Genomic DNA, 23,821 nt, shown 5'->3' on the forward strand with positions numbered 1-23,821 from the left:
TGTCCTCCCTATGTAAAAAAGTAATGCTGTATCCGTATCTGCAGGCTCTCATTTCCCCTGTATACGTTAATATCCGGATAGTAGGTGCAAGTGATGTACTGCTTTCCCTCTCCCATCTTTTCACGGAATATATCTTCCTCTTCAAAGATCATGCCCGTCATTCTTGTTCCCCTGTCACTTAAAAGCGACAGCCGGATTACATTTCTATTATCGCCGAATACCTGGATTCTTTCAATGAAAAGTTTTCTGTGGGCGAACAAAGGCCTTTTATTTTCCTTCCCAAACGGCTCCAGCACTGCCATCTGGCGCACCAGTTCTGCTGAAATATAGTCAATCGGCATATCCACATCAATCGAAACTTTTTTTATGAAATCATTTTCCTTAAGCTCACAGCAGCCATTGATCCGTCTGCGGAATTCCTCCACTTTCGATTCGTCTGACAGAGAACACCCCGCGGCCATGGCGTGTCCCCCGAATCTGGCAAATACATCCTTTACTTCATTCATGGCTTCAAACATGTGATAGTTCTCAATGGAACGCCCGGAACCTTTGATTCCCTCTTTCCCTTTGGTCAGTACAAAAACCGGCCTGTGCACTTTGTCTTTCACCCGACCGGCAATGATTCCCGCGATGCTCTCATGGCAGTCCGGAAGATAAATCACGAGGACCTTGTCCTTCCCGTATCCATTTTGTTCTATCTGATCCAGCGCTTCTTTGACTCCCTCGTTGGTCATTCCCTTTCTCTGGTCATTGAGATCTTTCAATTCCTGAGCCGTCTCTTCTGCGGCGGCCACATCCTTTTCCAGGAACAGTCTTAAAACCTTTTCCGCCGATTCCAGCCTTCCGCTGGCGTTGATACACGGGCCGATGACAAAACCTAAATGATAAGAATTGACAGTTGTCTCTTCCAGATTGTGAACCCTTAAAAGCGCCCTCAGACCAGTATTTTGCGTAAGACCGATGCGGTTCAGTCCTTCTCTCACGAAAATTCGGTTTTCCTCTGTGAGGTCCACCACATCACAAACTGTGGCTATGGCCAAAAAACAGAGCAGCGGTTCCAGCTCCTTATCCTCCCTGCCCTCCGCCCGGTAAAGTGCTCTCATGAGCTGAAACGCCACTCCGGCTCCGCAGAGTTGTTTATAGGGATATGCGCACGTTTCCTGTTTTGGATTCACGACCGCATCTGCCGGCGGCAGCATCTCTCTCTTTCTTCCTTCCTCCATTTGATACGGAACTTCATGATGGTCTGTGACAATGACTTCCATGCCCAAATCTTTTGCTTTTTTTACCGGATCAAAAGCGGCGATTCCATTGTCGCAGGTGATCATCAGTCCGATACCCTCCTTCTTGGCGTTTACCGCCATCTCTGAATTCATTCCGTAGCCGTCCTGGATGCGGTCGGGAATGACAAAATCCACAGTTCCTCCGAGATCGCTGAGACTTTTCCACAAGATATAATTGGATATTACCCCGTCCACATCATAGTCAGAAATAATCCTGATTTTTGTGCCTCGGCGGACCGCCTGACGGAGCAGTCTGCATGCTTCTTCTGCATCCTTCATCATGAACGGATCTGAAATGTCCGAAAGAGTCCCTGATAAATACCTGCGTATGTCTTCCTCTCCCGTGATATCCCGGTTCCGGATCAGCCTGGCTATGACCGGATCAATGCCGAACGTTTCTCCGATCCGGACAAAATCTGCTTTCTTTTTGCTGATAAACCATTTTTCCATAAGTAACTTTTTGTCCCCTTCCCGTGATGTAAGAAAACTGCAATCAAACCTATTGTCTGATTACAGTTTTCAAATGTTTTATCGGATTCCTTTTTTCTTTTTCTTCTTCTTTTTCTTGGCCTTTGATCCTGCCGTCTCCTGTACGTTGTGTACTTCCGTTTTATCTTCCAGGGCTTTCGCCGGCTGTTTCTTAAATCCCGTCTTCATAAAGTACCAGAGCGGTCCGGTAATACACACAGAAGAAAATGCACCGCACACAACGCCGACCATCAGGGTCAGGGCAAACTGGCGGATGGATGACACTCCCATAATAAACAGCACAAACACCATGATAAACGTAGTGAGCGACGTGTTGATGGATCTGGTCAGCGTCTGAATGATACTCTTATTTACAATGCCTTTCAGCTGTGTATTATCCGCCTCCTGCATATTCTCCCGGATACGGTCAAATATGACGATGGTAGAGTTGATAGAGTATCCGATGATCGTAAGCATACACGCGATAAAAGTTCCTCCGACGGAGAGCCTTCCGATTGAGTATGCTGCAAATACGATAAGCACGTCATTCAGCAGTGCAATGATGGCACTGGCTCCAAATTTCACATCCTTAAACCGGATGGCGATATAGATCAGCATACAGATACTTGCAATCACCACGGAGACGATCGCATCCCTCTGCATTTCATTGCTGATAGTAGAACTTATATTTTCAGTGGCAACGGATTTCGCCTTAAAATCTTTTTTCATGGTGCTCTCGATCTGCTTCCGCTGGCTTAAGTTCAGCTCCACAGACTTGATCACCATCTGATTATTTGCTTTTACTTTCTGTCCCTGGACTGAAGTGGATTTGCTTACTTTTTCGTAAGCGGATACGACCTTCTTCTCGAGACTGTCATCTACTTTCACACTCTTATCAAATGTGATCGTAGAAGAGGTTCCTCCGGAAAATTCCAGATCAAAATTAAGCGGTGCTCCGATCTTTGACTTGTTGATCGGAAGGAACGCCAGACCTACAACGATTACAAGCAGCGCTGCCGCCATGCACCGTCTGCTGACTCCGATGAAATCCCGTTCTTTTAAAGCTCTCGCTTTTCCATAGAGTTTCGGGCTCCTCAGGCCAAACTTGTATGCGGCGGTAACCAAAAATCTGCTGATAACCAGGGCTGTAAACATGGAAATCAGTACACTCATACCCAGTGTCTGAGCAAATCCCTTGACCGTTCCAGTGCCCTTAAACCAGAGGACTGCCACGGCGATCAGTGTGGTCACATTTCCGTCGATGATGGCTGAAGCGGCCTTATGGAATCCTGCCTTAATGGCAGTCCCGACATTTTTGCCCATCGCCACTTCTTCCTTAATTCTGGAGTAAATGATGACATTGGCATCCACGGCCATACCGATACCGAGTATAATACCGGCCAGACCCGGCAGGGTCAGCGTCACATTAAATCCATTCAGCGCCAGCAGCGTCATGAGCACATAAATGGCCAGCGCAAGACATGCGATCACTCCCGGAAGATAATACAGGGCGATCATCAGGATACAGACGAGTGCAAATCCGATGGCGCCGGCTTTGACACTTGTCTGAATAGCATCCACTCCTAATTTGGCGGAAACCACATTGGAGCGCAGTTCCTTTAATTTTACCGGAAGTGATCCAATACGGATAGAAGATGCCAGATTTTCGGCCGCTTCATAACTCTCCATTCCTGTTATGCTGCATTCCCCTTTGGTAATGACGGTCTGCACATTCGGTGCGCTGATGATCTGGTTGTCATATATAATATAGATGGGTTTGCCCACATTCTTCTTTGTGGCATCTGCAAATGCCTTAGTTCCTTTTTTGTCAAACTCCAGGGCTACGACATAGTCCTTGGCCCCATTGTCTCCCTCAGTTGTCTGAGCTTTTGCGGATTTGACGTTATTTCCGGTCAGGACCGTCTTCATGGATTTGCCGTCCTGGACCATGAATGCCAGAGTTCCCGGCTGTCCCAGTTCATCCAGGATCTTATTGGCGTCTGTCACACCCGGGATCTCGATGTTGATTCTGTTTTTACCCTGGCGGTAGACTTCAGATTCTGTACTGTACCCTTCCACACGTTTCTGAAGCTTGTATACCGTATCGTCAATGTTTTTATCAGATACATTTTTGCCGTCCACTTCATAGGTAATGCTGACTCCTCCGGCCAGATCCAGACCCAGTTCGATGTTTTCTGCACGGCCGATCTTATTTTTCCCAAGCCCTTTTGCGGTGATAAAAATTCCAAACGCACACAATGCGGCCAGCAGGATTATCCCGGCAGCGTATCTTCCCTTCTTATTTTTGTTCGTCTTCATAAGTTTTCTGCTCCTTTATTCTTCACTCTGATCAGCCAATGCGGCCTTTATCATCAGTGCACACTCCACTCGCTTTCTCTCCAGCTGACAGCCCACTTCATAGGTACCGTTGATCGTACCATTCAGTTTATGAGAGTTCGCACTGCATCCCCCGCTGCAGTAAAATCTGGCGAAGCACTCCCGGCAGTCTTCTTTCGAGTAAACACTGGTCTTCTTAAACTCAGAGACAATATCACCGCGGGTGACTCCGTCAAACACATTTCCTACACAGAACTCATCTTCCCCCACGAACTGATGACACGGATACAGATCTCCCCATGGCGTCACCGCGAGATATTCGGTTCCCGAACCGCACCCTGAAAGGCGTTTTGCCACACAGGGACCTCCGGTCAGATCGATCATAAAGTGGAAGAACGTAAAGCCCTTTCCTTCCTTCTCCCTCCGGATGATTTCTTTTGCCAGAAGATCATATTCTTCCATGATCTTCGGAAGATCGGCTTCTTTGATCGTGTACCGCTCCTCTTCGGGTCCTACCACAGGTTCCACGGAAATCTGGTCAAATCCTTCGTCCGCCAGATGCAGTACATCTTTTGAAAAATCCAGGTTGTCATGGGTGAAAGTGCCTCTCACATAATAACTTTTTCCGTTTCGCATCTCTGCAAATTTTTTAAATTTATCAATGATCAGATCGTAGCTGCCCTTGCCGTTTCTTGTAGGCCTCATCTTATCATGGACCTCTCTCCGCCCGTCAATACTAAGGACCACGTTGGCCATCTCACGGTTTGCAAACTCCATCACTTCGTCATCCAGAAGGACGCCGTTGGTCGTCAGAGTAAACCTGAACTTTTTACTGTGCTTCTCCTCCAGAGACCTGCCGTAAGCCACCAGCTGCTTTACGACCTCAAAGTTCATCAGCGGCTCTCCTCCAAAGAAATCCACTTCCAGGTTTCTCCTGCTGCCTGAGTTTTCAACGAGGAAATCCAATGCCTGTTTTCCTACTTCAAAACTCATCATCGAACGATCTCCGTGATATTCTCCTTCTTCAGCAAAACAGTATCTGCACGCTAAGTTACAGTCATGAGCGATATGCAGGCAGAGTGCTTTGACCACGGTTGGACGCCTTTTGAACTCCGTTATGTAATCCTCATACTCGTCCTTTGTAAAGAGTGCTCCTTCGCTCTCCAGACGCCTGATTTCCTCATAGACTTCCTCGATCTCCCCGGCTTCGTATCCGGAAAGCTCTTCTTGTATTTCCTTTAAAGTGCGGGTGCCGTAAAGTCCGATGACGTCATAGCTCAGATCATCCACGACGTGGACTGATCCGCTTTCCACATCCAGCACCATATTATATCCGTTATTTTTGTATTGGTAAACCACGCTGCTTCTTCTCCTTTATCTGTCCTTAACGAAAAGAGACGGTTCAAAAAGGAACCGCCTCTCATTCTTCTGCTCTTTCCCGCCGTGGGTTATTTGCTGTGTTCGCAGCTCTGGTTTCCTACGGTGCAGGATGTCTTGCATGCTGACTGACAGGATGTCTGGCACTCACCGCATCCGCCTTTCTTTACTGTGTTCTGCAATGTTTTATTCGTTAGAGTCTTAATGTGCTTCATGCCAAGTTCCTCCTTCAATATGAATCTCTCTTATTCCCTTTTTAACTTGCCCATTATATCATATTCATTTCGGAATTACAATAAGTTCTTCAGTTCATCGTAGAGGTGATCCGGGACCTTTAAACTGCCCCGTCCCGTCCCGATCTCAATGTCCGGTTTATTGCTGCCGTGAAAGTCCGAGCCTCCTGTGGCCAGCATCCCATATTTCCTGCACCACTGCCTGAGTTTCACCGTCTGTCCGTGATGATGGGATGAGTGATAGACTTCAATTCCCCCCAGCCCGAAAGAGATCAGCTCCCTGATCAGCTCCTCTAACTCCGCGTTGGAAAGATGATATTGGAACGGATGCGCCAGTACCGCAGTACCTCCTGCATCTTTGATCAGCCTGACCGCATCCGCGGGCGCAAAATAAGGCTTCGGAATATAATATCTGCATCCGTCTCCTACATACTTTTTAAATGCCTGCTCCTTATTGGCACAGTATCCTTCCTCGATCAGCACTCTTGCAAAATGTGCCCTGGTGATCACGGTCTGTTCGTTGCCGTGCAGAAGTTTTTCAAGCGTCATTGGTATCCCGTCCTCACGAAACTTTTCAATCATAGAAAGATTTCTCTGCCTTCTTCCTCTCCGCAGTCCCTCCAGTGTGTTTAGTAAGTTCTGATTACAGATATCAATATGATAGCCCAGTATGTGAATCTCGTGTTTTTCCGCCTCACATGAAAGCTCAATTCCCGGCATAAAATGAATGCCTGTAAGTTCTCCCGAATGAAGGATCGGCGGAATTCCTGCGACTGTATCGTGATCAGTGAGTGCGAACGCATAAAGTCCCTTTTCTTTTGCTGCACGCAGCACCTCTGCCGGTTTCAGTGTACCGTCCGAGGCATCCGAGTGCAAATGTAAGTCAATCATCGTCTGTCCTTTCTCCCTATGTGTCATAGAATGACCCTCTCCTGCATAAAATCTTACTAAAAGGAGGCATCCCATGGAAAATAAAAATATCGGTATTTCAATCTTAAAAAGCTTAATCTTCTCCTACATATTGACAGGAATTATTCTATGTATTCTGGCTTTTATTATGTATCAGACCGAAGTCAGCACAAAAGTCGCAAACCTTGGCGTAACCTTTACCTATGTGGCTGCGTCTGTATTTGCAGGGTTTATCATCGGCAAACAAATGGGAAAGAGAAAATTTCTCTGGGGCCTGGCCGTGGGCCTTCTGTACTTTGCCGTACTCTTTCTGATCTCCCTTCTCCTGGATCAAAACCAGGCACTGATGAGCGGAGAGCGCATCACCGCAATGCTTCTGTGCGCAGCCGGAGGAACCCTGGGCGGAGCCCTGGCATAATCTTTTACCGCCGGCAGCGGGCTTTAAGCCCCTGCCGGTATCTTCCATACTTCCTCCGCAATTCTCTTCATATTCCTGATCTTTTCCCACTGCTGTTCATCTGTCAAAAACCTCTGCTGTTCTTCTGATGCAAACCCGCACTGCGGACTTAAGCAAAGCTGAGTCAGCGGAACATAAGACGATGCCTGCAGAATTTTCTTTTGAATTACATCATCCTTCTCCATCACAGGAGACCTGACAGATATTAATCCAAGTGCAACCTTTTGATTCTTTATGTATCTGAGAGGCCTGAAATCCCCTGACTGTCCGCTGTCATTATATTCCAGAAAAAATCCGTCCACAAGACAATGACCGAATAACTGCTCTGCCACTGCCTCATAGCTTCCTGATATCATACGGGCAGAATAAAAATTTCCCCGGCAGACATGAAGCGTCACCGTCATATCCTCCGGTTTTACCCTCAGCACCTGATTGATCAGCCAGACATAACGCTCTGACAGTTTCTCTGTGTCAATCCCCCTGCTTCGGTAAACCTCCCTCCGTTCCCAGGAACAAAATTCTCCCCATGAGACATCGTCAAACTGAAGGTATCTGCAGCCTGCATTGTAAAAAGCCCTCAGAGCTTTCTGGTAACTCCTGATGATATCTTCAAACAAAACTTTCTCATTCCTGTAAATTGGAATTGGCTGGTATGACTCAGGATGTACACAGCAGATTAAATGGAGCATCGCCGGTGACGGAATCGTCATCTTAGCCGCCGCATCCCCGGAAATTGACTTTAGAAACCGGAAATGGTTTAAAAACGGATGATTGCCGAAGCTGATCCTGCCGCAGACTGCGAGCGTCTCCGGCTCCGTCTCTTCTTCCCTGAAAATGTCCGGTCTCCGTTTATATTTCTTTCTCTCGATTCCGTTCAAATACCAGAGAAAATCCAGATGCCACCATCTTCTGCGCAGTTCTCCGTCGGTAACCGCCTTAAGCCCCGCTTCCTTCTGTTTTCTGACCAGTTCCCTGACCGCCTGATTTTCAATTCTCTTTAATCTTACGGCACTCATATCACCTTGTTTGTACTGTCTTTTAGCAGCTTTCAATGTCTCTGTGCGCAAAAAGCTGCCAACGATATCATAATAGTAGGGAAACGATGTCCTGTCCATGATCAATCCTCCTGGATGCATTTCATAACCAATGTCTTTTGAGTCATTCCTTCTTAAAGCCGTCCTCTTTGGTACAGAAAAGACGGCGCAAAAAAGCGCCGTCCCCCAATATTAATCTTCTTTTGTTCCCTGATTCGGTTTCTCAACCTGAGAAATAGCAGCACGTTCCATAGGAATACGGCAATGTTTGTCATTTCCGAATTCTACAACGATCGTTTTGTCATCTACGGCATCCACGACCACACCATAGAAACCACTGATGGTAAGTACACTGTCCCCAACTTCCAGAGAAGCCGCTAATTCCTTCATCTGCTGGTCTTTTTTCTTCTGCGGACGGATCAGTAAGAAATACATACCTCCGAACACAATAATGAGCCACAGAATCATACTAAATTGTGATTGCATTTGTTCTTTTCCTCCATTTAGAATAATAATATATCAAATTCAATTTCTTGAATCCTGATCACTTATTTTCCATACCGGAAAGCTTTCTCTCTTTGTACTCTCTGTACTGCCCCTGTTCAATAGCATCCCGGATCTCTTCCATCATTGTATTATAAAAATATAAGTTATGCAAGACACACAGTCTCATACCCAGCATTTCTTTTGCCTTGAGCAGATGTCTGATATAAGCCCTGCTGTAACTTCTGCACGCCGGACACTGGCAGCCTTCTTCTATAGGCCTGTGATCCAGCTCATACTTTTTATTGAACAAGTTCATCTTGCCGTGGTTGGTATAGACATGTCCATGCCTGCCGTTTCTTGTCGGGTAAACACAGTCAAAAAAGTCTACTCCCCGGTCCACCGCTTCCAAAATATTGGCGGGAGTGCCTACTCCCATCAGATAAGTAGGTTTTGCTTCCGGAAGATACGGGACGGTTTCATCCAGAATACGGTACATCTCTTCGTGGGATTCCCCTACCGCCAGACCTCCCAGTGCATAGCCGTCAAGGTCAAGCCTGGAAATCTCTTTTGCATGAGAGATACGGATGTCCTCATAAGTTCCCCCCTGATTGATTCCAAACAGCATCTGATGCGGATTCACCGTATCCGGCAGACGGTTCAGACGGTCCATCTCTTTTTTACAGCGGTACAGCCATCTGGTCGTACGGTCCACAGAATCCTGCATGTACTTTCTCTCCGCAGGATGGGGCGGACACTCGTCGAAAGCCATAGCAATAGTAGATCCCAGATTAGACTGGATCTGCATACTCTCCTCAGGTCCCATAAAAATCTTTCGCCCGTCGATATGAGAAGAAAAAGAAACACCTTCCTCCTTTATCTTACGCAGCTTGGCCAGGGAAAAGACCTGAAATCCCCCCGAATCTGTAAGGATCGGGCGGTCCCAGTTCATAAACTTATGAAGGCCCCCGAATTCCTTGATCAGCCGGTCCCCCGGCCTCACATGGAGATGATAGGTGTTGGAAAGCTCCACCTGGGTTCTGATCTCTTTTAAGTCATCTGTGCTCACCGCACCCTTAATCGCAGCCACTGTACCCACATTCATAAAAACCGGGGTCTCTATCGTCCCATGGACAGTTGTAAACCGCCCTCTTTTTGCTTTACCGTCTTTTTTTATTAACTGATACATATATTCACCATTACCCGTATATTTTTTTTACAGAGTCCATACTGGCACTCAGATTCATAAGCAGCCCGTCTGCAATCGTGACCGCCGCCATGGATTCAACCACTACCACAGCTCTCGGAACAATCATCGGATCATGTCTTCCCCCGATGGAAAGGTCGAAATCTTTCCCGTCTTTTCCTGCTGTGGACTGAACCTTGGCGATAGACGGAGTCGGCTTGACTGCTGCCCGGAACACGAGAGGGCTGCCGTCACTGATGCCTCCCAGAACTCCTCCTGAGTGATTTGTCTTTTTTACAAATCCGCCTTCCCGATATTCATAAGCGTCATTATTCTGTGATCCGCAGGAGGAAGCAGCCGCAAAACCATCACCAATCTCAAATCCCTTTACGGCACCGATCGAAAGCACCGCCTTGGCCAGATTGGCATCCAGCTTTTCAAACACCGGATCACCAATGCCAGGCTTTAACCCTTGTACGGTGCACTCGATAATCCCGCCCATAGAATCCTGTTCTCTCATCATGCGGTCCGCATATTCCTGCACTTTCAGTGCTGCTTCTCTGTCGGGCATGTAAAACGGATTCCGAAAAATCTCTTCCAGATCAAATCGCTTCTCGTCTGCCGTAATGCCGCCAATCTCTTTTGCATATGCCGTTACCGTAATTCCAAGTTCCTTTAACAGCTTGACAGCCACTGCTCCGGCAGCCACACGGCCGATGGTCTCTCTGCCGGAAGACCTTCCCCCGCCTCTGTAATCCCTGATTCCGTATTTGGCATCATAAGTATAATCCGCATGTCCGGGCCGGTAAACATCTCTGATCTGGCTGTAATCTCTGGATCTCTGGTTCTTGTTATAGACTGCCATAGAAATGGGAGTTCCGGTTGTTTTTCCTTCAAAAACTCCGGACAGGATCTCTGCCTGATCATCCTCTTTCCGGGGTGTCGTATATTTTGACTGTCCCGGTTTTCTGCGGTTTAAATACTGCTGAATATCCTCTTTTGAAATAGGAAGTCCGGCCGGGCATCCATCTACGACGACTCCAAGCCCCTCTCCATGGGTCTCCCCCCACGTTGTAATTCTGAATAATGTGCCAATGCTTGAACCTGCCATCTTTTGATTCCTCTCTGATTATAACTTAAGATTTGCCAGTAAGTCTCCAAGGCTGGTCTGTGCCTTTTCCTCTTCTTTATATTCGATCCCGGTCTCGACTTTTTCAGCTTCTCTGGATTCCTCCAGTGCCTTCATGCTGAGACTGATCTTGTTGTCGGCAATTTTTAAAACTTTTACTTTGACCTTCTGTCCTTCTTCTACCATTTCTTTCGGGCTTTTTATTCTTTTTTCGCTGAACTGTGATATATGGATCAAGCCGCTGAGTCCATCGCCAAGATCCACAAACGCACCATACGGCATGATATTTTCGACAGTGCCTTCCAGCACCATGCCGGGACGCATCATCGCCATCTTGTGGTTCAGCTCTTCCTGAGCTTTTGCCTTTTCCACTTCTTTGGCTGAGAGTACAAGTTTATTCCTGCTCTCATCTACGGTAATGATCTTGGCCTCCACTTCTTTTTTGAGCCATGTGTTCAGGTCTTCCACATAGTTTAAGGAAAGCTGGGAAGCCGGGATAAACCCACGGATTCCTTCTACATATACAATCACTCCTCCGTTGACAACTCCGCCAACAGTGAGACTGAGAACCGTCTCCTCTTCCATAAGCTTCTGGAGGCGGTCCCAGGCCAGAACCTGATTGGCTTCCCTTTTAGACAACATAATATTCCCCTCACCGTCATCTACAGAAATAACCTTGGCCTTTACCCGGTCTCCCTCATTAAGAGCTTCTGTCAAAGTAACATTTGGATCATCACTGTATTCAGAAGCTTTCAGGATACCCTGAGCATAATATTTTAAATCGATGACTGCCTCTTCGTCGCTGACGCTCAGGACATCACCCTCAACTATATCTCCCTCATCCATCTTACGGAAGGATGCTTCCAATTCATTCTCATACTGTTCCATTGTTTCTTTCATTTCTTCTGCCATTTTTAAATCTCCTTTCACGAAACCTCTGCATTAAGCCTAATTATAACACAGAATAAAGAAGATTTTAACTTGTTTCTTATGATTTTCGGCTTCGGAAAAAGAAAAATATGAGATAAACCGCAGTGAAGTAATAGATCCCGGAAATCACAAACCCAAATGGACGTTTTGATTGTCCTCTCTGTTTCGTACTGATCTGAAACTCCACTGTTCGGTCGGACTTAAGCCCCGACTTTCCCACAGCCTCAGCCTTTAGCCTGTGTTTTCCGTCAGTGCCGCACCGGATCACCGTTTGTCCGTCTGAAAACCTTATCTTCCTGCCGTCCATCCATAAACCGGTTATCCGGTCCAGGTCATCCTGAACTTTTACCTGGATCAGTTTTTTCTCCCGATAAGTATTTCCGTTTCTAACCCCGGATATGAGGATCACGGGAGGTTCCGCATCATAGTAAAAATCCAGCGGCTTCTCCAGTGTACTGACATGGCCGGTCATATCCTTTGTCTTCACTTTCACCTTGTTTGAACCGTTCTTTAAATATTTATTACTCACATAGATATAATCTCCCTCTCTCTCATAAGGTACGGTCCGGCCATTCACAATAAATTCTGTCACATAAGAAGGCACTACATTTTTCATCCGGAATCCAAATGATCCCTGATCCTTCTTTGAACCACTTTTATACACGGTATTTCCGGCCGGTGCAATCTGTGTCCCCTTGCAGCTGACCGTAAAGAAAACTTTTTCTGATGCCTTATTTCCGGCACTGTCTCTGGCCCGGATTTCAGCACAATAGTATCCGTCTTCTGACAGCACCGGGTATGCTGATTTCTTGTTATCTCCCGGCTTTACATTCTCTCTCTTTAATAATTTTCCGTTTAAATACAGGGAAACTTCCGTGGGAGTATCATCCGTACAGATCACTTTGGCCTCCGACGCAGAGTTATAGATTCCGAGAGAACTGATCCCTGTGACTTTAAGTTTTGGTTTCGTTTTATCTATGAAAAAATGCCCAACAGAAGCCTCTGCGGAATTTCCGGCCTGATCCCGGCATGAGACTGACAGCTTTTGCTCCCCTTCTTTTTCAAAATATATATCTGCTTTCAGCACTCCTTCTTTTACTGTTTGATTCACAACTTTCCCCGTAGTCTGCCACCGTATGCTCTCTGCATCCAGATAGGAATCTTTTATGGTCACCTTGAGTTTGCAGCCATCCTTCTCATATCGATTCACCGTTTTTCCTTCCAGGCTGATCAGGGGCTTACTGCCGTCTATATAAATATTCTTTTTCCATTCTTGCTTTGAGATATTTCCTGCCTCATCCTTCTGAACCACTCGGATCTGGTATTTCCCTTCTTCAGAAAGCAAAAGACTGTTTTCTTCAATAGTTTTTTTCCTCCCCGTATCCAAATCCTTTGCTGTGATAAAGGTTTTTAGTCTGGGACCCTTTTTCTTCCTTTTCTCTGCACAGATCCTCACCTCTTTTTTGTGCCACTCTCCATCCGCGGAGCCGGGGCAGTTTACCTTTGGTTTCCCGGGCTGTTTATCCCAGAACTTCACAAAGACATTGGCAGCGGCACTCCGGTTCCCTGCCTTGGAAACCGCGCGCACTTTGTATCTGTGCATCCCGTTTGTCTTAACTGTAATACTGTCTCCCTCAGCTGCTTTCCACTCTCCCTGTTCTGATTCCAGGTATTCAAAGCCGGATCGTCCTGAAAAAGAGCTTCCCTGAGACAAATTTATATGCACAGGGCGGTTTGTCCATTTGCCCTGCATATAGGAACCCGTATCCGCCTCCGGCTCCTCCGGTTTTGTTGTTTCCAGACAAAATTCCTGAAGCATACTGGATTCACCATCATATTCCACACTGACTCTGTACCAGCCCTCCCTCCGAAAGATAACCCTGCCCTCTTTTTCTGACAGCCAAGTTATATTTCCTGCATCCCACTTTTCTTTACCATCGTTCCCTTCGGCGCGGCAGATTACTTTGTCCCTGTCTGCTCCTTCCTTCAGCAGAGTAATTTTTAGTTCCCGCTCCTTTGCTGTATAAGTTTCCTGCTCTCCATCCGCGAACTCCGCCCTCAAAAAAGATTCCTCTTTTTCTTCGCCAAAAACCGTGTATCCCGCCGCAGCAAACACGATCATAAACAGTCCTGCTATCTTTTTTCGATTCAGCATCTAATCATTTCCCTCCCCCAAAACAGCCCCTAGTTTCTGAAGTTCCGTACCCTCTCCTGCACCGAGCCCCTTTGCCCTGCGGTACATATCCTGTGCCATATCCCTCTTTCCTGCTTTTGCAAGATAAAAACCATATGCTATATATCCCTCAGGCCATCCTGAATACTGTCTGATCACTGCCCGGTGCACTTCCTCCGCACTCTTTTTTCTGCCATATACGGCGAGCAGTCCGGCCTTTTTCAGCTGCAGCTCTGCCTTTTCCTTCTCCCGGTCCAGCATATCTGTGTACCGATCCGCGGCCTCTATCCATGGCTCAAGACCGCGGCTGTCTATCATACGCTCATAAAATGCCGCTTTTTCGTACAGTGCAGTCCTCTTTTCATCATTGTTCTCAGACAGTTTTTCCATGAGATCCGCCAGTTCCTCCTGCTTTTTCTCAGCATCTCCGTACTTCTTTAATTCCTGCTCCTTTTGCCGGCAAATCTGAAATAAAAGGTAAGCCTGCTGAAAATCTTCTGTTTTTTGCCCGCACCGGTCCAGAATTCTCCACAGCCTGTCTCCCTGACAGCTCTTTCCTGATAAAATCCCCGCAAGTTCTGTATAATCTTTTTGGGTGTCTGTGGGATGCTCCTGCATCGCCAGATACCGGTATGCCAAAACCGGGTCCGGCGGGAATCCTCCCTTTCCCTCTTTTCCCTGGAGATATAAAAGACCCATTCTGAATAAAAGTTTGTCCTTCCCCACAGCGTCAAAATCTTTAGACTCCACATACTCTGCCAGAACTGTAAGGCCTTCTTTTTCTCTCCCTGCAGACTGATAGTATCTCAGCAGCCGCTCATATGCGGCTGCCTGATCCGGTTCCCGATCCACCGCCAGCTCATAATATCGAACTGCTTTCATCGAAAATCTGCTCCCCGCCTTTGACCGTTCTTCTTCGGCTTTAGCTAGCAGCACAGCATATGCAGGCTGCTCTTTTTTGTATCCGGACTTCCAGCAAACGCCTGCCGCAAGAATCAAAGAAACTGCTGCCCCAGCCCAGACAGCGGCCCGCTTTCTTAAAACTCTCTTAAGCCCGCGTCTCACTTCTGATACTGTCTGATAACGGTCTTCCTTGTCCGTTCGTATACACTTTTTCAATACTCTCGCAAATCCCCTGGAAAACCCATAGTTTTTATCATCTTCCCATGGTTTTTTACCAGGGTGATGCCCTGTAACCATGTGATATAGGGTCATGCCAAAACTGTAAATATCACTCTGTTCATCTGCATATCCGAGTCCGTCCATCTGCTCCGGTGCAGCATATCCGCAGGTCCCCAGCTTTTGATTCCCGTCCTTCCCCAGAACTGCCGTGCCATAGTCGATCAGAAAGAGCCTGCCTCTCCTCGTGATTATCAGATTGGATGGTTTAATATCGCAGTGGATCACCGGCGGAGATCTCCTATGAAGATAGTCTAAAATATCCAGCAGCTGTATGCCCCATACAGCTGTCCGGCGTTCGGGGATCTTCTCATGAAGCCTGATATACTCTTTTACTGAGATGCCCGGAATATATTCCATAAAAAGATCTAAGTGTCCGTCTTCCAATCTCCGTCCAAGATACTTCGGTATCCCCGGATGACATAATGACTCCAGTATACGCGCTTCCCTGATCCCTTCCAAGAGCCGGCTTTCAAACCTTTTAACCGCTGTGTAGCTTGATTTCTCTTCATCCCAGGCTAAATAGATCTCTCCCTGTCCTCCCCTCCCCAACTGCTTTAAAAGTATACAGTTTCCTGCACAATCTCTGTCCATGTCAGGAAACTTTTACGACAATGCATGATAAGTTGTCCAGTTCCCCTCTTTCTTTTACTTTGTCAAAGCACTCTCTCACCCATCGTTTCATCTCATCTTTGGATGCTTCCACTTCGTAAATCTCCTCCTCCCTAAGCATGCCGTAGAAACCGTCTGTACAGAGCAGAAATTCCATCCCCGGCTTAATTTTCCCGTTGTAACAGTCAATGGTGATCTCCTTTGTAACGCCAATACACTGCATCAGAATATGTTTTCTGGCATCTGTCCTTGCTTCCTCTATGGTCAGCAGTCCGCGGCTGACTTCTTCCTGGACCAGGGTATGATCCCTGGTGACATACTTCTGTTCCCGGTCAAACCAGTAGGCTCTGGAGTCACCGATGTTCAGAACAAAAAAACGGCGGTCTGCCGCAAAAAGAAGCGTCAGAGTACTCCCCATGGTGTCCCCGTATTCCCGGCTCAAAAGGATCAGCCGGTGATTGATCTTCTTGATGGCAGCCACCAGTTCCTTTTGAATCCTCATAATCTTCATCTTTTGTTTGAGGAGGACCGGGAGTGTGTGGGTAAACCATCGGTCCAGCGAACCTACAATATAACCGCTTGCGATCTCTCCTCTGCTGAGTCCTCCCATACCGTCGCACATAGCCGCCATCAGTATCTGCTGTCCGCAGATCTCCTCTTCTTTCAAGAGATAAGAATCTTGATTGGAATCCCGGCCATTGCCCATATCTGTCATATCTACAATTTGAAACATAATGTAAATCCTCCTTTTATTTCCATTTATTAATCTCATTATACATATTTTTCCAGCACCAGTCAATTTATTTTTAAAAACTAATTGACTTTTTTTCCGGTTTATTATACCATTGTACTAGATACTTAATACAAGAAAGCGAGGTTTATTATGGCATGGGAATTATCTGATGACCGGCCGATTTATCTTCAGCTGATGGAACATATTCAAGGCGACATCCTTTCCGGTGTCTATCCTCTCGGAGGAAAGCTGCCTTCCGTCCGGGATCTGGCGGCCTGTGCTTCTGTGAATCCGAATACAATGCAGAAAGCACTGTCCGAACTGGAGCGCAGCGGCCTGCTCTATTCCCAGAGGACCAGCGGACGCTTTGTCACCGAAGATGAGCAGCTGATCCAGTCACTGCAGGCTTCGATTGCCGAAAAGGAAATTGCGGAGTTCCTGAAGAAGATGGAACGATATGGTCTGAAAAAAGAAGACATTATCAAACTAATAAGATAGCAATGAGAGGTATGTATATGAATTATATTCTTGAATGTAATAATCTTTCTAAGGTCTACTCAGGTTTTTTAGCCTTAGACAGACTCAACTTAAAAATTCCCTCCGGACGTATTATTGGTCTTTTAGGCCCCAACGGAAGCGGCAAGAGCACACTGATCAAGCTGATCAACGGCCTGCTGACAGCAACCGAAGGAGAGATCCTGTTTGACAGTCAGCCCCTGGGCATCCATTCCCGGGAACACATTTCCTATCTCCCGGACCGGATGTATCTTCCGGAGTGGATGAAAATCCATGAAGTATTTACCTACTTTGATGATTTTTATAAAGACTTCAACAAAGAAAAGGCGCTCTATATGCTGAAGGATCTTGGTATTGACGAAAATAAGCGCCTGAAAACATTGTCTAAGGGAACAAAAGAAAAAGTACAGCTCATCTTAGTCATGAGCCGGAATGCAAAATTATATCTTCTGGATGAGCCGATTGCCGGTGTAGATCCTGCTGCCCGTGATTATATTTTGAAAACGATTATTTCAAACTACAATCCGGATGCCAGCCTGATCATTTCCACCCATCTGATCAGCGACATCGAAACCGTCCTGGACGACGTCCTGTTTTTGCAGAACGGAAAGATCACTCTGTCTGCAACCGTCGACCAGATCCGGGAAGAGAAACAAAAATCTGTGGACCAGTTATTCAGGGAGGTATTCAAATGCTAGGAAAACTACTGAAATATGAATTGAAAGCCACCGCCCGGTATTTTGTGCCTCTGCTCGCAACATTCGGCGGGATCACACTGTTATTTAAACTGTTTATGATTATGATCGGGTTCGGCAATGATCCGCTGCGCATGACTTTCAGCATTTTTATTGTAACCATTTATGTGGTGGCCGTGATCGCTCTGTTCCTCATGTGCTTTATTATATCTTTTTACCGGTTTTATAAGAACTTTTATACCGATGAGGGATACTTAAGCTTTACGCTTCCTGTTTCCGTCAACCTCCAGATCCTGAGCAAACTTCTGATCAGTATCTTCTGGGTTGTAATCTCCTCCGTCGCCTTCATGTTCTCTATTTTTATTTTCCTGGCAGGTACGCCATACTGGACTGATTTCTGTCAGGTGCTGTCCCTTTCATTCCAGGAATTTAACAAGATTGACCCGGGAATCAGATTTTTATTTATCACCGAGACTTTGTCTGCATTGATATTGAATGCCATATCATCACCATTGTTTATTTACCTTTGTATTACTATCGGAGGTCTTTTGCCGAATCATCGTCTGGGAGCATCCATAGGAACTTATTTCCTTGCAACTGCGGCGCTTTCACTTGTGACCAACATCTTCTCGTCCATCTTCCCGAACTTCATGAATTTTACCGGACTTGAGGAATTCTGCTACTATCTGATGCCTATGATGATCATCGGCAGCATCATAGAGATTTTCGTCTGCTTCTTCCTGACAAGATATCTCATGGAAAGAAAAACAAATCTCTGATCACACTATACTAAAAAGCCGGCAGGAAGTTTAATCCTGCCGGCTTTTATATTTTACTAATCACACTCTTACGATTCTTCTTCTCTGACCATCTCAAGGTCTGCTTCCATGACTTTGATATCTCCCCGGATCTTTTCGATCAGATTAAACAGATCAATATATTCCGCTTCCGGATAATCCATATGAGACTCAAAATACTGCCGTCCAACCTGCTCATACAAATCATTTAATTCACGCTTTGCAACTCGGATGTCATTTTTAATCTTTGCCGTATCCGCTACTTCCCTTGCTTTTTTCGCCGCTGCTTTCCCAGTAGTCGTTATGGTCTGCTCGATCTTATCAAATAAATCCTTTGGCATAATTCACCGTCTCCTCACATACTTTTTCTTAAATTATACCTTAACACGCGAAGCGTGTCCACCCATTGTAATTTTATCTCTGGGGCATTTCAAAGCCTTCCAAAGCTTTGTTCAGATAATCATTAAACGGTTTCATCTTACGAAAAACGTCCACTGCTCTGTCCAAAAATTGTTCCTCATTCAGGAGTTCCTCGTCTTTTATGAAATATTCCAGATACCAGCTTTTATTCTTCAGATATTCGGCCTGCGGATGATCCTTATCATAGCCTGCAGGCACATTTTTCAGCGCCGTGCCCTTTACAGCAAAACAGCTCTGAAACTCATCAGACCCGATGATTTGTTCCCACTCCTCAGGATGTTTTGAGAGATAATCCCTCACCATCCTTGTAGCGTCTTTAAACATATCCGCAAATAAACCTCCGCCTAAAAAAGACTGATCCCCCGGCCGGATCATAATATAATATCCGACGGGAACCGGCAGTTTGCCTCTTGATGAAATGTGAGCGCGGAAACAGGGATTATACGGAGACTTATCACGGCTGAACCTAGTGTCCCTGACCAGTTTGAATGTGAGTTTTTTAGGAATATTCCCAAGGATGCTGCTGTCATTTTCCCCGATTCTCAAAATCAGCTCCTGAATAAGCGACTCAAATTCAGCATTGGCCTCTCGGTACTCTTCTTTATGCTCATGATACCACTCCCGGTTATTATTCCGGCTGAGTTCCGATAAATAATTTAAAATCAGTTCCATATTCATATCTAATACCTCCTCACGATTCTTTCACGACAGAAAACGAAGCAGAATCCAGAAACTCCCTGATAAACTGTTTCATTTTCTCCGGTGATCCATAGGATTTGCAGAAAGAAAACTTCATTGACAAGTCGTCAATATCTTCCATAGCATCCTTTACATGAAACATTGTCTGCTCTGAAATTTCATCTGCCGCCGTATATTGAAGCCTGCCCGGGTCCAGACGGTGATTCTTTATGGCATAGTTGAGCCTGTCTCTGCACCTGCATGTCCCCCGTCCAAATTCGCCGCAGTAGTGATCGAGGAAATCTGCCACTTTGCTGCGTATCCTGGAAAGTCTCTTTCGGTATGCTTCCGGTGTCAGGCCAAGGATATCACCTGCGATACGGCTGTCCAGTTTAAACATTGTCCCCAGAATAAAAATACATCTGCTCTCGCTGTCCAGACACTGCAGCAGCACATTGGTACATGACATTTTCAGTTCCTCTTCTAAAATAGATTTCTCCACATTCTGTGTCAGATCAGGAATATCGCGGATCTGAGCATTTTCAATATCATCCCCGTAAAACTCCAGGCTCAGAGGACTGTTGACAAACATATGTTTTTTGTAATCTTTCAAATGATTTACCGCTATCCTGTAGACCCATGTAGAAAAAGCACTCTCTTTTCTGAACGATGACAAGTGGGTGATGACTTTCACTATGATGTCCTGTGACGCATCCTCTGCATCCGCGAAAGTCCCAAGCATCCTGAGAGAAAGATTGAAGATCAGGTCCTGTACGCTCATGATCACTGTTTCCAGAGATTTTTTGTCTCCGTCTACGGCTCTGCCGATAAGCAGTTCAAGTTGTTGATTTGTTATCTTATCCATAAATTTTACCTCCTGCTGTATTAGACTACAAAAATACTTTTTTGTGACAAAAAATACGGCAGAGAATTTAACTCTGCCGTATTTTAATCATCTTTATCTTAAATATTCAGGATTTTTTTCACTTCTTCTTCCATAGCCGCCGTCTCACAGACTGTGTCGTGGAGGATCGGAGCCGTCCTGATCTCCTCGATGGCATTCGGAACAGCCACACCGGAAATTCTATGTAACTCATCCACTAGTTCAAAATCAGACTTTACATCATATTTTGGATCGATGGCATTCATTACGCTTCTGGTAAACTTATACGGGCTTGCGGTGGAGGCTATGACTGCCGGTGTCTTATCACCGCTGTCTTTCACATATTTGTCATATGCCACGGATGCCACTGCCGTATGGGTATCCAGTACATAATGTTCTGACTCATAGACCTGTCTGATCTTCTCCATAGTCTCTTCTTCTGTGGCATAGGCCCCGAAGAACTCTGTGAGCTGGTCTCTCATCTCCTGTGTGATCTCATATGCACCGTCTTCTGTCAGGGCATTCATAAACTTCGCACACTGTTCGGCATCATTTCCTGTAATTCTGTAAATCAAACGCTCCAGATTGCTGGAAATCAAAATGTCCATAGAAGGAGATGATGTCACAACAAACTCACGCTTTCTGTCATATTCTCCGGTCTGGAAGAAATCAAACAAAACTTTATTTTCATTGGACGCACAGACAAACTTTCCGATCGGAATTCCCATCTGTTTTGCATAAAACGCTGCCAGAATATTTCCAAAGTTTCCGGTAGGCACTACGACATTCATCGGACCTCCTGCCTTTACTGCACCCTTTTTCACCAGATCCGCGTAGGCTTTTACGTAATATACGATCTGAGGAACCAGACGTCCGATGTTGATTGAGTTTGCAGATGAAAACTGATATCCGTTCCCATCCATCACTGCGGCCAGTTCCCTGTTGGAGAACATCTTTTTCACTCCGGTCTGGGCATCGTCAAAATTACCTTTGATGCCGATAACGTAAGTGTTTTCACCCTTCTGAGTCAGCATTTGCTTTTCCTGAATCGGGCTGACCCCGGATTTCGGGTAAAAGACAATGATTTTCGTTCCCGGCACGTCTGCAAAACCGGCCAGAGCAGCTTTGCCCGTATCTCCGGAAGTGGCTGTCAGGATCACAATTTCATTTTCCACATGATTCTTCTTTGCGGAAGTAACTAAAAGATACGGGAGAATGGAGAGAGCCATATCCTTGAATGCGATGGTGGAGCCGTGGAACAGCTCAAGATAGTATACGTCCCCTGCTTTTACGATCGGGGCGATCTCCTCTGTGTCAAACTTACTATCATAAGCATTGGCAATACAGGTTTTTAACTCTTCCTCTGTAAAATCTGTGAGAAATTCCTTCATAACCGCATACGCAATGTCCTGATAAGTCATTTCTTTCAAATCTTCTACCGAAACCTGAAGCTTTGGAATAGAATCCGGCACAAAAAGTCCTCCGTCATTCGTCAGTCCCTTAAGGATCGCTTCAGAAGCAGATGCTGTCTCTTCCCTGTTTCTTGTACTACGATAAACTAAATTCATAATTACCCGCCTTTTCCCTGGTTTATAATCTGCAAGGCCGTAAATGAGGCCTATTTTTTCTTTGGCTATGATTATAGCATACTTGTGAATTGCGGTCTAGCACGAAATACTGTACATTCTGCCGTTTTTTGTACCGCTCATCCCTGCAAACCGCCTACTCTTCCATGACATAAGCAAGCATCAGTTTCACTCCGCTTTCCAGTGCCTTTTCATCCATATCAAATCTGCTGTGGTGATTGGGAAACTGATCTTTACCCCCGCCCACAAATGCAAACGCTCCCGGAATCGTCTTTAAATAGTTGGAATAATCTTCTCCGAGCATCATCGGAGGCACATGCACAAAATCTTTCTCGGAAAAAATCTTTCCTGCTCCCCGCATGGCTCTCTCCACCGTCGGTTTCCCGTTGACCAGAGGCGGATGGCTGGACGGCGGATAATCTACGGCCGCTTCTCCTCCCAGCTGACCGGCTGTTCCCACGGCGATTTCGATGACCCGTTCCTTCACCATTTTTTCAGTCTCTTCCGAAAATGTCCGGACTGTTCCCTCGATTCTGGCAGAGCCGGATATGACATTCCTGGCTGTACCTGAGATCATCTTTCCCACGGTAACTACAGCCGAGTCCAGAGGATCGGTATTTCTGCTCACGATCGTCTGAAGGTTCATGACTGTGGCCGCAGCGATTACCGATGCATCTGTACAAAGATGCGGTTTTCCGGCATGACCGGATTTTCCTCTGATGTCTATAGAAAACCAGTCCGTGGCAGCCATTCTCGGCCCCGCCTCCAGAGAAATCTTCCCGGCTTCGATTCCGGAAAAAATATGGAGTCCGAATATTTCTTTTACGTCTTCTAAAAGCCCTGACTCCAGAACCAGTTTTGCTCCCTGGGCAGTCTCCTCCGCTGGCTGGAAAACAAGAAATACTTTTTTTGATAATTCCTTTTCATGCTTTTTCAGAATACCGGCTGTGCCCAAAAGAATGGCTGCATGCCCGTCATGTCCGCAGGCATGCATATATCCCTGATGTTCTGACCCAAAAGAACATCCTGTCTCCTCTTCTACTTTTAATGCATCAATATCGGCCCTTAGTGCAGCAGCTTCCCTGCCCTTCCCGATCTCCGCCACAATGCCGGTGGGATACAGCGGCTTATAGGATATCCCCATGGCATCCAGCTGCCGCTTGATATAGGCTGTAGTCTCATATTCTTCAAAAGCCATCTCCGGACATCGGTGAAGATCCTGCCTGTACTTTACGATCTGCTCTCTGGCCTGGTTTACTTCCTGAATGATATTCATTTTCTGCCCTTACCTCTTTCCGAAAACATTTTTGATCAGATAAATAAGAAGGAGGATCATAATGATCGGTCCGATAAACCGCAGCGCTACGGCGAACATACTTCCAATCAGTATGATGACAATGATCACTGCTGCCAGACATCCAATCTTCGTCAGAAAAGAATCAAACACAAAAACTTTCGGAGAACCTTCCTCTTCATTCACCTGCTCTTCATAGGTATCTTCATAATAGATCTGCTCCCCGCCCTTTGTCTCGATAATGGATTTTGCAATCAGCCTTGGGCTGCCGAGTTCTTCCAAGATCTCCTGCTCGCTTCTTCCATCTGCCTCCTGGCGGCTGAAGTAATCTCTGTAATAGGAAATGGAATCCTCAATTTCACTCATCGGCACCTGTCCCTCCAGCGCTTCCCGGAGTTCCTTTAAAAACTCATATTTCGTCATTGTATG

At 46.1% G+C, this 23,821-nt stretch carries 23 protein-coding genes; 4 read left to right on the top strand and 19 right to left on the bottom strand.

Annotated features, from left to right (window positions below; translation table 11 throughout):
* Positions 1-8 precede the first annotated feature (8 nt).
* The 5 genes from recJ to DWV34_RS08845 all read right to left on the bottom strand — a co-directional run bounded on the left by recJ (position 9) and on the right by DWV34_RS08845 (position 6,616).
* Positions 9-1,733, bottom strand: coding sequence for a single-stranded-DNA-specific exonuclease RecJ (gene recJ / locus DWV34_RS08825; protein ID WP_118476049.1), 1,725 nt, complete (start codon positions 1,731-1,733; stop codon positions 9-11).
* A gap of 78 nt (positions 1,734-1,811) precedes the next feature.
* Positions 1,812-4,070 (bottom strand): protein translocase subunit SecD, encoded by a 2,259-nt coding sequence (secD, locus tag DWV34_RS08830; protein WP_118476051.1) that lies wholly within the window; start codon positions 4,068-4,070, stop codon positions 1,812-1,814.
* A 15-nt stretch (positions 4,071-4,085) separates the two neighbouring features.
* Positions 4,086-5,447: a thioether cross-link-forming SCIFF peptide maturase gene (gene scfB / locus DWV34_RS08835; protein WP_118476053.1), complete on the bottom strand. Its 1,362-nt coding sequence runs from the start codon at positions 5,445-5,447 to the stop codon at positions 4,086-4,088.
* Between the two features lie 89 nt (positions 5,448-5,536).
* The gene (gene scfA, locus DWV34_RS08840; RefSeq protein ID WP_006566408.1) at positions 5,537-5,680 is read right to left on the bottom strand and encodes a six-cysteine ranthipeptide SCIFF; all 144 of its coding nucleotides are present in this window, start codon (positions 5,678-5,680) and stop codon (positions 5,537-5,539) included.
* A 75-nt stretch (positions 5,681-5,755) separates the two neighbouring features.
* Positions 5,756-6,616, bottom strand: coding sequence for a PHP domain-containing protein (locus tag DWV34_RS08845; protein ID WP_022260750.1), 861 nt, complete (start codon positions 6,614-6,616; stop codon positions 5,756-5,758).
* A 46-nt stretch (positions 6,617-6,662) separates the two neighbouring features.
* Between DWV34_RS08845 and DWV34_RS08850 the strand changes: the two genes are divergently transcribed.
* The gene (locus DWV34_RS08850; protein ID WP_118476055.1) at positions 6,663-7,025 is read left to right on the top strand and encodes a TIGR04086 family membrane protein; all 363 of its coding nucleotides are present in this window, start codon (positions 6,663-6,665) and stop codon (positions 7,023-7,025) included.
* A 23-nt stretch (positions 7,026-7,048) separates the two neighbouring features.
* On the opposite strand, the gene DWV34_RS08855 is transcribed toward DWV34_RS08850, so the two are convergent.
* The 8 genes from DWV34_RS08855 to DWV34_RS08890 all read right to left on the bottom strand — a co-directional run bounded on the left by DWV34_RS08855 (position 7,049) and on the right by DWV34_RS08890 (position 16,523).
* Positions 7,049-8,179, bottom strand: a complete 1,131-nt coding sequence (locus tag DWV34_RS08855) for a 5-methyltetrahydropteroyltriglutamate--homocysteine S-methyltransferase (protein WP_009288985.1) — start codon at positions 8,177-8,179, stop codon at positions 7,049-7,051.
* Positions 8,180-8,290: 111 nt separating this feature from the next.
* On the bottom strand, positions 8,291-8,584 hold the full coding sequence (yajC, locus tag DWV34_RS08860; RefSeq protein ID WP_009288986.1) for a preprotein translocase subunit YajC: 294 nt from the start codon (positions 8,582-8,584) through the stop codon (positions 8,291-8,293).
* A gap of 58 nt (positions 8,585-8,642) precedes the next feature.
* On the bottom strand, positions 8,643-9,770 hold the full coding sequence (tgt, locus tag DWV34_RS08865) for a tRNA guanosine(34) transglycosylase Tgt (RefSeq protein ID WP_022260751.1): 1,128 nt from the start codon (positions 9,768-9,770) through the stop codon (positions 8,643-8,645).
* Positions 9,771-9,780: 10 nt separating this feature from the next.
* Complete coding sequence (aroC, locus tag DWV34_RS08870) at positions 9,781-10,878, bottom strand: chorismate synthase (protein ID WP_006566414.1); 1,098 nt, start codon at positions 10,876-10,878, stop codon at positions 9,781-9,783.
* Positions 10,879-10,896: 18 nt separating this feature from the next.
* Positions 10,897-11,808: a S1 RNA-binding domain-containing protein gene (locus DWV34_RS08875; protein ID WP_022260752.1), complete on the bottom strand. Its 912-nt coding sequence runs from the start codon at positions 11,806-11,808 to the stop codon at positions 10,897-10,899.
* A 76-nt stretch (positions 11,809-11,884) separates the two neighbouring features.
* Positions 11,885-13,981, bottom strand: coding sequence for a hypothetical protein (locus tag DWV34_RS08880; RefSeq protein WP_118476057.1), 2,097 nt, complete (start codon positions 13,979-13,981; stop codon positions 11,885-11,887).
* Positions 13,982-15,772, bottom strand: a complete 1,791-nt coding sequence (locus DWV34_RS08885) for a serine/threonine-protein kinase (protein WP_118476059.1) — start codon at positions 15,770-15,772, stop codon at positions 13,982-13,984.
* Position 15,773: 1 nt separating this feature from the next.
* Positions 15,774-16,523 carry a PP2C family protein-serine/threonine phosphatase gene (locus DWV34_RS08890; RefSeq protein ID WP_009288993.1) on the bottom strand — a complete coding sequence of 250 codons (750 nt, stop codon included), beginning with the start codon at positions 16,521-16,523 and terminating at the stop codon, positions 15,774-15,776.
* Positions 16,524-16,673: 150 nt separating this feature from the next.
* Between DWV34_RS08890 and DWV34_RS08895 the strand changes: the two genes are divergently transcribed.
* The 3 genes from DWV34_RS08895 to DWV34_RS08905 are packed head-to-tail and all read left to right on the top strand — an operon-like array spanning position 16,674 to position 18,513.
* Complete coding sequence (locus tag DWV34_RS08895) at positions 16,674-17,021, top strand: GntR family transcriptional regulator (protein ID WP_006566419.1); 348 nt, start codon at positions 16,674-16,676, stop codon at positions 17,019-17,021.
* Positions 17,022-17,038: 17 nt separating this feature from the next.
* Positions 17,039-17,737, top strand: coding sequence for an ABC transporter ATP-binding protein (locus DWV34_RS08900; protein WP_022260755.1), 699 nt, complete (start codon positions 17,039-17,041; stop codon positions 17,735-17,737).
* Positions 17,731-18,513, top strand: coding sequence for a hypothetical protein (locus tag DWV34_RS08905; RefSeq protein ID WP_118476062.1), 783 nt, complete (start codon positions 17,731-17,733; stop codon positions 18,511-18,513). The genes DWV34_RS08900 and DWV34_RS08905 overlap by 7 nt, the downstream gene beginning before the upstream one ends.
* Before the next feature lie 68 nt (positions 18,514-18,581).
* Here DWV34_RS08905 and DWV34_RS08910 read toward each other — a convergent pair whose 3' ends face one another.
* The 6 genes from DWV34_RS08910 to DWV34_RS08935 all read right to left on the bottom strand — a co-directional run bounded on the left by DWV34_RS08910 (position 18,582) and on the right by DWV34_RS08935 (position 23,815).
* Positions 18,582-18,872, bottom strand: a complete 291-nt coding sequence (locus tag DWV34_RS08910; protein ID WP_006566422.1) for a hypothetical protein — start codon at positions 18,870-18,872, stop codon at positions 18,582-18,584.
* Positions 18,873-18,945: 73 nt separating this feature from the next.
* Entirely contained in the window at positions 18,946-19,629 is a 684-nt protein-coding gene (locus DWV34_RS08915) for a DUF2461 domain-containing protein (RefSeq protein ID WP_022260756.1), read from the bottom strand.
* A 13-nt stretch (positions 19,630-19,642) separates the two neighbouring features.
* Positions 19,643-20,494, bottom strand: coding sequence for an RNA polymerase sigma factor (locus tag DWV34_RS08920; RefSeq protein WP_118476064.1), 852 nt, complete (start codon positions 20,492-20,494; stop codon positions 19,643-19,645).
* A 98-nt stretch (positions 20,495-20,592) separates the two neighbouring features.
* Positions 20,593-22,080, bottom strand: coding sequence for a threonine synthase (thrC, locus tag DWV34_RS08925; RefSeq protein WP_118476066.1), 1,488 nt, complete (start codon positions 22,078-22,080; stop codon positions 20,593-20,595).
* A 154-nt stretch (positions 22,081-22,234) separates the two neighbouring features.
* Positions 22,235-23,374 (bottom strand): M20 metallopeptidase family protein, encoded by a 1,140-nt coding sequence (locus DWV34_RS08930; RefSeq protein ID WP_009288999.1) that lies wholly within the window; start codon positions 23,372-23,374, stop codon positions 22,235-22,237.
* Between the two features lie 9 nt (positions 23,375-23,383).
* A complete protein-coding gene (locus DWV34_RS08935; RefSeq protein ID WP_006566427.1) occupies positions 23,384-23,815 on the bottom strand; it encodes a DUF1700 domain-containing protein in 432 nt (143 codons plus the stop codon).
* Positions 23,816-23,821: the final 6 nt, after the last annotated feature.

The organism is Anaerostipes sp. AF04-45, assembly GCF_003461725.1.
Taxonomy (GTDB): Bacteria; Bacillota; Clostridia; order Lachnospirales; family Lachnospiraceae; genus Anaerostipes; species Anaerostipes caccae.

Coding starts and splice junctions, on each gene's coding strand:
- recJ (WP_118476049.1), bottom strand. CDS start 1,733: ATGGAAAAATGGTTTATCAGCAAAAAGAAAGCAGATTTTGTCCGGATC.
- aroC (WP_006566414.1), bottom strand. CDS start 10,878: ATGGCAGGTTCAAGCATTGGCACATTATTCAGAATTACAACGTGGGGG.
- DWV34_RS08880 (WP_118476057.1), bottom strand. CDS start 13,981: ATGCTGAATCGAAAAAAGATAGCAGGACTGTTTATGATCGTGTTTGCT.
- DWV34_RS08910 (WP_006566422.1), bottom strand. CDS start 18,872: ATGCCAAAGGATTTATTTGATAAGATCGAGCAGACCATAACGACTACT.
- thrC (WP_118476066.1), bottom strand. CDS start 22,080: ATGAATTTAGTTTATCGTAGTACAAGAAACAGGGAAGAGACAGCATCT.
- DWV34_RS08875 (WP_022260752.1), bottom strand. CDS start 11,808: ATGGCAGAAGAAATGAAAGAAACAATGGAACAGTATGAGAATGAATTG.
- DWV34_RS08895 (WP_006566419.1), top strand. CDS start 16,674: ATGGCATGGGAATTATCTGATGACCGGCCGATTTATCTTCAGCTGATG.
- DWV34_RS08905 (WP_118476062.1), top strand. CDS start 17,731: ATGCTAGGAAAACTACTGAAATATGAATTGAAAGCCACCGCCCGGTAT.
- yajC (WP_009288986.1), bottom strand. CDS start 8,584: ATGCAATCACAATTTAGTATGATTCTGTGGCTCATTATTGTGTTCGGA.
- DWV34_RS08890 (WP_009288993.1), bottom strand. CDS start 16,523: ATGTTTCAAATTGTAGATATGACAGATATGGGCAATGGCCGGGATTCC.
- DWV34_RS08855 (WP_009288985.1), bottom strand. CDS start 8,179: ATGGACAGGACATCGTTTCCCTACTATTATGATATCGTTGGCAGCTTT.
- scfA (WP_006566408.1), bottom strand. CDS start 5,680: ATGAAGCACATTAAGACTCTAACGAATAAAACATTGCAGAACACAGTA.
- secD (WP_118476051.1), bottom strand. CDS start 4,070: ATGAAGACGAACAAAAATAAGAAGGGAAGATACGCTGCCGGGATAATC.
- DWV34_RS08885 (WP_118476059.1), bottom strand. CDS start 15,772: ATGGACAGAGATTGTGCAGGAAACTGTATACTTTTAAAGCAGTTGGGG.
- tgt (WP_022260751.1), bottom strand. CDS start 9,770: ATGTATCAGTTAATAAAAAAAGACGGTAAAGCAAAAAGAGGGCGGTTT.
- DWV34_RS08850 (WP_118476055.1), top strand. CDS start 6,663: ATGGAAAATAAAAATATCGGTATTTCAATCTTAAAAAGCTTAATCTTC.
- DWV34_RS08845 (WP_022260750.1), bottom strand. CDS start 6,616: ATGACACATAGGGAGAAAGGACAGACGATGATTGACTTACATTTGCAC.
- DWV34_RS08930 (WP_009288999.1), bottom strand. CDS start 23,374: ATGAATATCATTCAGGAAGTAAACCAGGCCAGAGAGCAGATCGTAAAG.
- DWV34_RS08915 (WP_022260756.1), bottom strand. CDS start 19,629: ATGAATATGGAACTGATTTTAAATTATTTATCGGAACTCAGCCGGAAT.
- DWV34_RS08920 (WP_118476064.1), bottom strand. CDS start 20,494: ATGGATAAGATAACAAATCAACAACTTGAACTGCTTATCGGCAGAGCC.
- DWV34_RS08900 (WP_022260755.1), top strand. CDS start 17,039: ATGAATTATATTCTTGAATGTAATAATCTTTCTAAGGTCTACTCAGGT.
- DWV34_RS08935 (WP_006566427.1), bottom strand. CDS start 23,815: ATGACGAAATATGAGTTTTTAAAGGAACTCCGGGAAGCGCTGGAGGGA.